The sequence below is a fragment of the Rhodococcus sp. (in: high G+C Gram-positive bacteria) genome (assembly GCF_049286785.1).
In the GTDB taxonomy this organism is placed as follows: domain Bacteria; phylum Actinomycetota; class Actinomycetes; order Mycobacteriales; family Mycobacteriaceae; genus Rhodococcus_F.
Map to the genome: position 1 here is coordinate 1 of NZ_JBAQEO010000794.1, position 7289 is coordinate 7289.

At 64.8% G+C, this 7289-nt stretch carries 7 protein-coding genes; 2 read left to right on the plus strand and 5 right to left on the minus strand.

Annotated elements, in window-relative coordinates; all coding sequences use genetic code 11:
* Nucleotides 1-49: 49 nt before the first annotated feature.
* Entirely contained in the window at nucleotides 50-1534 is a 1485-nt protein-coding gene (gene rpsA / locus WAW17_RS28740) for a 30S ribosomal protein S1 (RefSeq protein WP_422336257.1), read from the minus strand.
* A gap of 246 nt (nucleotides 1535-1780) precedes the next feature.
* Between rpsA and WAW17_RS28745 the strand changes: the two genes are divergently transcribed.
* Nucleotides 1781-2671, plus strand: coding sequence for a class I SAM-dependent methyltransferase (locus WAW17_RS28745; RefSeq protein ID WP_422336258.1), 891 nt, complete (start codon nucleotides 1781-1783; stop codon nucleotides 2669-2671).
* Between the two features lie 37 nt (nucleotides 2672-2708).
* Here WAW17_RS28745 and WAW17_RS28750 read toward each other — a convergent pair whose 3' ends face one another.
* The 4 genes from WAW17_RS28750 to WAW17_RS28765 all read right to left on the minus strand — a co-directional run bounded on the left by WAW17_RS28750 (nucleotide 2709) and on the right by WAW17_RS28765 (nucleotide 6521).
* Nucleotides 2709-3470: an amino acid ABC transporter ATP-binding protein gene (locus tag WAW17_RS28750; protein WP_422336259.1), complete on the minus strand. Its 762-nt coding sequence runs from the start codon at nucleotides 3468-3470 to the stop codon at nucleotides 2709-2711.
* On the minus strand, nucleotides 3467-4435 hold the full coding sequence (locus WAW17_RS28755) for an amino acid ABC transporter permease (protein WP_422336260.1): 969 nt from the start codon (nucleotides 4433-4435) through the stop codon (nucleotides 3467-3469). The genes WAW17_RS28750 and WAW17_RS28755 overlap by 4 nt, the downstream gene beginning before the upstream one ends.
* 20 nt (nucleotides 4436-4455) lie before the next feature.
* Nucleotides 4456-5358, minus strand: a complete 903-nt coding sequence (locus WAW17_RS28760; RefSeq protein ID WP_422336263.1) for an ABC transporter substrate-binding protein — start codon at nucleotides 5356-5358, stop codon at nucleotides 4456-4458.
* A 71-nt stretch (nucleotides 5359-5429) separates the two neighbouring features.
* Nucleotides 5430-6521: an isocitrate/isopropylmalate dehydrogenase family protein gene (locus WAW17_RS28765; RefSeq protein WP_422336261.1), complete on the minus strand. Its 1092-nt coding sequence runs from the start codon at nucleotides 6519-6521 to the stop codon at nucleotides 5430-5432.
* Nucleotides 6522-6540: 19 nt separating this feature from the next.
* On the opposite strand from WAW17_RS28765, the gene WAW17_RS28770 reads away from it, so the two are divergent.
* Nucleotides 6541-7062 carry a 2'-5' RNA ligase family protein gene (locus WAW17_RS28770; protein ID WP_422336262.1) on the plus strand — a complete coding sequence of 174 codons (522 nt, stop codon included), beginning with the start codon at nucleotides 6541-6543 and terminating at the stop codon, nucleotides 7060-7062.
* Nucleotides 7063-7289 lie beyond the last annotated feature (227 nt).

Consider the following 7289-nt stretch of genomic DNA (forward strand, 5'->3'; position numbering starts at 1 on the left):
GAGGTGGTACGGGGCTTCCCGTCATGCTGTGCCCGGCAGGGCAGGGCGATCAGGCGTTGCCCGACAGCTTCTCGCGAAGAGCCGCGAGCTGTGCGTCGGATGCCAGCGATCCACCTGAGGACTCGGCAGGAGCCGAGCTGGAGGTCTCGGCGGCTTCCTTGTCGCCTGCACCGGTCTCCGAGGAGTAGCCGGCTGCAGCGGTAGCAGCCTCGGCCGCCTCGTCTGCGGCAGTCTTCTCCATCTGAGCGGTGTGCATCTTGTGGCGACGCTCAGCCTCGGCGTAGCGGTTCTCCCACTCTTCACGCTGCTTGTCGAAGCCCTCGAGCCATTCGTTGGTCTCGGGGTCGAAGCCCTCGGGGAAGATGTAGTTGCCCTGCTCGTCGTAGCTGTCCGCCATGCCGTACTTGGACGGATCGAACTCGGCGCTGTAATCCTCGTTGGCCTGCTTCAGCGACAGCGAGATACGACGACGCTCGAGGTCGATGTCGATGACCTTGACGAGTGCATCGTCGCCGACGCCCACAACCTGGTCCGGAACCTCCACGTGGCGCTCGGCCAGCTCGGAGATGTGGACGAGGCCTTCGATTCCCTCTTCGACGCGCACGAACGCACCGAACGGAACCAGCTTGGTGACCTTACCGGGCACGATCTGGCCGATGGCGTGCGTGCGAGCGAACTGACGCCACGGATCTTCCTGAGTTGCCTTGAGCGACAGGGAGACTCGCTCGCGGTCCAGGTCCACGTCGAGAACCTCGACGGTGACCTCGGTGCCGACCTCGACAACCTCGGACGGGTGATCGATGTGCTTCCAGGACAGCTCCGAGACGTGCACCAGACCGTCGACGCCGCCCAGGTCCACGAAGGCACCGAAGTTGACAATGGAGGACACGACGCCCTTGCGGACCTGGCCCTTCTGGAGCTGGTGAAGGAACTCGCTGCGAACCTCGGACTGCGTCTGCTCGAGCCATGCGCGGCGCGAGAGGACGACGTTGTTGCGGTTCTTGTCGAGCTCGATGATCTTGGCCTCGATCTCCTTGCCTACGTACGGCTGGAGGTCGCGGACACGGCGCATCTCGACGAGCGAGGCGGGAAGGAAGCCCCGCAGGCCGATGTCGAGGATCAGGCCGCCCTTGACGACCTCGATGACGGTGCCCTTGACGGCCTCGTCCTTTTCCTTGAGCTCCTCGATGGTGCCCCAGGCACGCTCGTACTGAGCGCGCTTCTTCGACAGGATCAGTCGGCCTTCCTTGTCCTCCTTGGTGAGGACGAGAGCTTCGATCTCATCGCCCACGGAGACGACCTCGTTGGGGTCGACGTCGTGCTTGATGGAGAGCTCACGGGAAGGGATGACGCCTTCGGTCTTGTAACCGATGTCGAGCAGTACCTCGTCGCGATCGACCTTCACGATGGTGCCTTCGACGATGTCGCCATCGTTGAAGTACTTGATCGTGGCGTCGATGGCGGCGAGGAAGTCCTCGGCGGAGCCGATGTCGTTAATGGCTACCTGCGGCGAGGTGACGGTGGTGGAGGGCATGTGTTGGGTTGCTCCGGACGGGTTGTGGTCGGTTGATGATGTTCTGTCGGACACGCAATCTGATCCGACGAAAACTCCCACCGAATCAGATCACCACGAGGGTTTGAAAATTGCGGAATCGGAATGACAATCGATCACATGGACCGACTCCGAAGCCGCACACGCAGACACTCGCGTGCAATAGGCTACGCGCCCGTGGGCTAGCTGGGCAAACCAGGCCGGGTCGCACGCTCTACTCTGTTGCGCATGCCCGACTCTCGTCCGACCACTTCTCCCACGCAGCCAGGGGAAGATCGTCACGCCACAGCGAACAATCTGCTCGGCACCAGCGGTGTGCGCCGCACCCGCCTCGATTCCGAGGCCAGCGAGCGGGCAAGCCGCGCCTGGTGGGACGCCGACGCAGACGACTACCACCGTACCCATGGTGAGTTCCTCGGCGTCGATGTCGCGGAGGGTGAGTTCGTGTGGTGCCCCGAGGGCCTCCACGAGGGGGATCACCATCTGCTGGGCGAGGTGGCAGGTAAGGACATTCTCGAGGTGGGCGCCGGATCGGCCCCCTGCGCCCGGTGGCTCGCCGGTCGGGGCGCCCGGGTCGTCGGACTCGATATCTCGATGGCGATGTTGAGCCGCGGGGTCGAGGCGATGCGGACGGGTGGGCAGACGGTGCCGCTGGTGCAGGCGGGAGCCGAGCACCTCCCCTTCGCCGACGGTAGCTTCGACATTGCATGTTCGGCCTTTGGTGCAGTTCCGTTCGTTGCGGACTCTGGGCAGGTGATGCGCGGAGTCGCCCGCATCCTCCGCCCGGGAGGACTGTGGGTGTTCGCGGTGAACCATCCGATCCGCTGGATCTTCCCCGACGATCCCGGGCCGAGGGGTCTCACCGCGACGCTCCCCTATTTCGACCGCACGCCTTACGTGGAGGTCGACGCCGAGGGCGTCCCCACCTACGTGGAACACCACCGCACGATCGGTGACCGGGTGAGGGAGATCGTGGCGGCCGGACTCGAGCTGCGAGACATCATCGAACCCGAATGGCCCGAATGGCTCGACCGGGAATGGGGCCAGTGGAGTCCTCTACGCGGTCAGATCTTCCCCGGCACCGCCATCTTCAGCTGCCGAAAGCCCCACAACCCGTAGACAGTTCGAGCGGAAAAGGGACGGGCGGGGTTGGGCGTCAGAGCAGTTTGGAGAGGAACGCCTTGGTGCGGTCGTGCTGCGGGTTGGCCAGAAGTTCGCGGGGCTCGCCCGACTCCACGACCACCCCGCCGTCCAAGAACGCCAGTTGGTCGGCGACTTCCCGGGCGAAACCCATCTCGTGGGTGACGACCACCATCGTCATGCCTCCTGCGGCGAGATCCTTCATGACGGTGAGAACCTCACCGACCAGTTCGGGGTCGAGTGCCGAGGTGGGTTCGTCGAACAGCATCAGCTTGGGATCCATCGCCAGGGCGCGGGCGATGGCGACGCGTTGCTGCTGTCCGCCCGAGAGTTGGGCGGGGTAGGCGTCGGCCTTCTCGCTCAGCCCGACCTGGTCGAGAAGATCATGTGCTCGTTCGATCGCCTTCTTCTTGCTCAGCTTCCGGACCTGGATGGGGGCCTCGATGATGTTCTCGAGAGCCGTCCGGTGGGGGAAGAGATTGAAGTGCTGGAACACCATTCCGATGTCCCGGCGCTGCTTGGCGGCCGCCCGCGGATGCAGTTCGTACAGCTTGCCCCCGCGCTCGGAATACCCGACCAGTTCACCGTCGACGTACAGCCGCCCGGCGTCGACATGCTCGAGATGGTTGATGCACCGCAGGAAGGTCGACTTGCCCGAGCCGGAGGGACCGACCAGACAGAGGACCTGTCCTCGCTCGACTTCCAGCGACACACCCTTGAGCACCTCGAGTGCACCGAAGTTCTTGCAGACCCGGTCCGCCTTGACCATCGGCGTCATTTTCGTTCCCCTCCGGGTGTGTCGGGCAAGGTGCCGGGACCCTGTTCGATCACGAGCGGCTTTCCTCGAGCGTCGGCGAGTGCCTGCAGTTGCCGCGCGGTGAGCTTGCGCGTCACGCCCTTCGAGTAGTACCGCTCGAGGTAGTACTGCCCGATCATGAGCAGGCTCGTGATGGCCAGGTACCAGGTCGCCGCGACCATGAGCAGCGGGATGGGCTGGAAGTTGGCACCCGAGATATCTCTGGCACGACCGTACAACTCGAGGCTGTAGGGCACTGCCGTGACCAGCGACGTGGTCTTGAGCATGCTGATCAACTCGTTGCCCGTGGGCGGGATGATGACCCGCATGGCCTGGGGCAGCACCGTGCGTCGCATGGTTTGCGACCACGTCATACCCAATGCCACCGACGCCTCGGTCTGGCCTTCGCTGACCGAACCGACGCCGGCGCGGACGATCTCGGCCATGTAGGCGGCCTCGTTCAGACCCAGACCGATGACCGCGAACAGGAACGCGGCGTTGATGCCCTGCAGGTCGATGTGTACGAACTGGTGGACGAACGGGATGCCGAGGTCCAACTGCTTGTAGATGGACGGGAACAGGCCCCAGAACACCAACTGCACGTACACCGGGGTGCCGCGGAACACCCACAGATAACCCCACGATGTCGCCCTGAGCACCGGATTCGGCGAAAGTCGCATGACGGCGAGGAGTACGCCCAGCCCGATGGCGATCGCCATCGCCAGGACGGTGAGCTGAACGGTTTTCCAGGCGGCCGCGGATATCCGTGAATCGAACAGGTACCGGCCGTAGACATCCCATCCGAATGCGTCGTTCGTCGCGGCGCCGTACACGAAGAGCCCAAGGAGGAGGACGACGAGAACGGCCGCGATCCACCGCCCCGGCCTCCTCAGCGGCACAGCCCGGATGGGTTCCGGCTCCCCCGCATCGCTTTCGGTCGTCGTCATCTCCGTGGTGTCCTTCCCGCTCAATTCGTTGCACCGTTGATCCGTGAGCGTTCGACGAGACCGGCCTCGACGCCCCACTTCTCGGCGATCTTCCGGTAGGTGCCGTCGTCGATCAGCCGTTGCATCGCCTGCTGCAGGACGGGCGCGAGCGGTGACCCTGTGGGCACGGGCCAGCCGTAGGGGGCGGAATCGAACGGTGCGCCTGCGGCTTCGAGTCGGCCGGCGCTGCGTGTGATCGCGTACGCGGTGACCGGGGAATCGGCAGAGAGCGCGTCGATCCGGCCGAGGATCAGGGCATTCGCGACGTCGTCCTGGCTGTCGTACTTCACCTTGTCGATGGGCGGTTTTCCCGACTCGACGCACTCGCGGCTCTTTGCCGGTACCTCGTCGATGTCTTCGGTGGTGGTGGTCTGGACTCCGACCCGCAACCCGCACGCGTTCTCGGGATCGACGTTCTCACCCGCACGCTGCGCCCACTGGATACCCGCGCTGAAGTAGGTGACGAAGTCGACCGACTCCTCACGTTCCTTCGTGTCGGTGAAAGACGACATGCCCAGGTCGTAGGTACCCGCCTGAATCGCCGGGATGATCTTGTCGAAATCGGCCTGGTTGAACACCGGGGTGACGCCGAGGACCCGCCCGACCGCGTTCATCAGATCCACGTCGAATCCGACGATGTTCCCGTCCTCGTCCTTGAACTCGTTCGGTGCGTACGGCACGTTCACCCCGACCTGCAGAAGACCGGACTGCGCGACGTGCGGCGGCAGTTGCGCAGCGATCTCGTTCACCTTCGCGACCGAAATCTCCGGTCCCTCCGGAACGAGCCCCTCGGTGTTCGTGACGCACCCGGCGCAGAGCAGCAGAAGGAGAACCGCTCCGAAGAGTGCGCACAGTCCACGCCCCACCCCACACAGATATCGCATCAGCACACGAAACATTGAACGGTAGATTACGGCAACAAACTCGGCAGAAACTGTCCGAAGGTGCTCCGATGTCATCGACGACGCGTGCGGGCAAGAACGGTCTCGGTGAACTCACTGGTGGAGGCCAGACCACCCAGGTCCGCGGTGGCGACTCCGGAGGCGACCGTGGCCTGGACCGCATCGCGGATCCGTGTCGCCGCATGCGCGAGATGCACGTCTGCGCGATGTTCGGCCAGCCAGTCGAGCATCATCGCCGCGGAGAGGAGCAGGGCCGTCGGGTTGGCGCGATTGTGCCCTGCGATGTCGGGCGCCGCGCCGTGGGAAGCCTGCGCCATCACCTTCTCACCCGAGGCGTTGATGGACGGTGCCGTCCCCAGCGAACCGGACAGCTCGCCCGCGAGATCCGACAGGATGTCGCCGAACATGTTCTCGGTGACGACGACGTCGAATTTTTCGCCCTGCCGTACGAGGTGTGCAGCCATGGCGTCCACGTGCTCGTCGTCGACCTGCACGTCCGGGTAGCTCTCGCCCACCTCCTGGCAGACGTCGCGGAACAGGCCTGTGGTGACCGAAAGCACGTTGGCTTTGTGGACGATCGTGACGCGTCCGCGCCGCTTGCGTGCCAGCGCGAATGCGGTGCGGGCGATGCGCTCACACGCCTGCCGCGTCACCACGCCGACGGACAACGCCACGTCGGGGGTGGGCATGAACTCACCACTGCCGAAGTACATGTTCCGATCCGAGTACAGCCCTTCGCTGTTCTCCCGGACGATGACGAGGTCCATGCCCGGGACCATGGCGGCCACCCCGTCGAGCGCTCGCGCGGGGCGGATGTTGGCGAACAGGTCGAATCTCTTGCGGATCACGCCGCCGGGGGTGAGTTGACCGCGGAACGGTTCGGGATACGACGCGCTGTCGTGCGGACCGAGAATCCAGGCGTCGAGAGCGTCGAGTGCCTCCAGTGTTCCGTCGGGAATCGGCGTTCCGTGCGATTCGATCGCCGCCCGCCCCAGCGGCAATGTGACCCATTCGACGGCGCCGCCAGCGGCCGTCACCGCCTCGGAGACCACCCGCTGGGTGGCCGGAACGACCTCGAGGCCGATGCCGTCGCCGAGCATCAGGCCGATCCGCGTCGGCGAAGTGTTTGCCGTAGCACCGCTCATGAGGCCATCATTGCCTACCATGGTCCAGTCCGTGGAACTCTTGTTCGACAAGCAGACGGACGATGCCGTGCGCGCCGACTGGAGACACCTGTGGGATGCGGGGCTGCCCAGCCGGACTCGCGTCAGCGCGCAGTCGAATCGGCCCCACATCACGCTGTTCGTCGCGCGTCACATGCCTCCGGAGGTGGACGAGCTTCTCCGCCGTGGCGTCCCGACTCCGTCCTTCCCACTACGATTGGGCGGCCTCACCCTCTTCGGGGGCCGGTACGTCACCCTGTCCCGCCTCGTCGTCCCGTCGAAGGCCCTGCTCTCGCTCCACCGTTCGGTGTTCGACCTCGCCCGAAGCGCGATGGAGATCCCACCCCACATCCGTCCCGGCGAATGGACACCGCACGTGACGCTGGCGCGACGATTGCCCGCCGATCAGCTACCCGAGGCCGTCCGGCTCCTGGGGACCGCCGACATCATCGGCCGGGCAGCAGGCGTCCGCAGGTGGGACGGTGACGCGAAGCAGGAATGGAACCTCACCGCGCCACCCTGATCTTGCCGGCCCTCAAAAGCGGAAGTCTCCGTGTTGCGTCTCCTCCCGGTGGGTGTCGGGCGTGCGCCCGGACAGGACCACCAGATCGAGTCCCGCGAAGAAGAGGAGGATCAGAATCGGAGTTGTCATCCATCAAGCCTGATCTGCCACATCCAGCGAAAACAGTGGCAGAAGAGCCACAGTCAGTTGTTTTTCTGCCATACTCGGTTGATGTTGAAGAAGGTCGT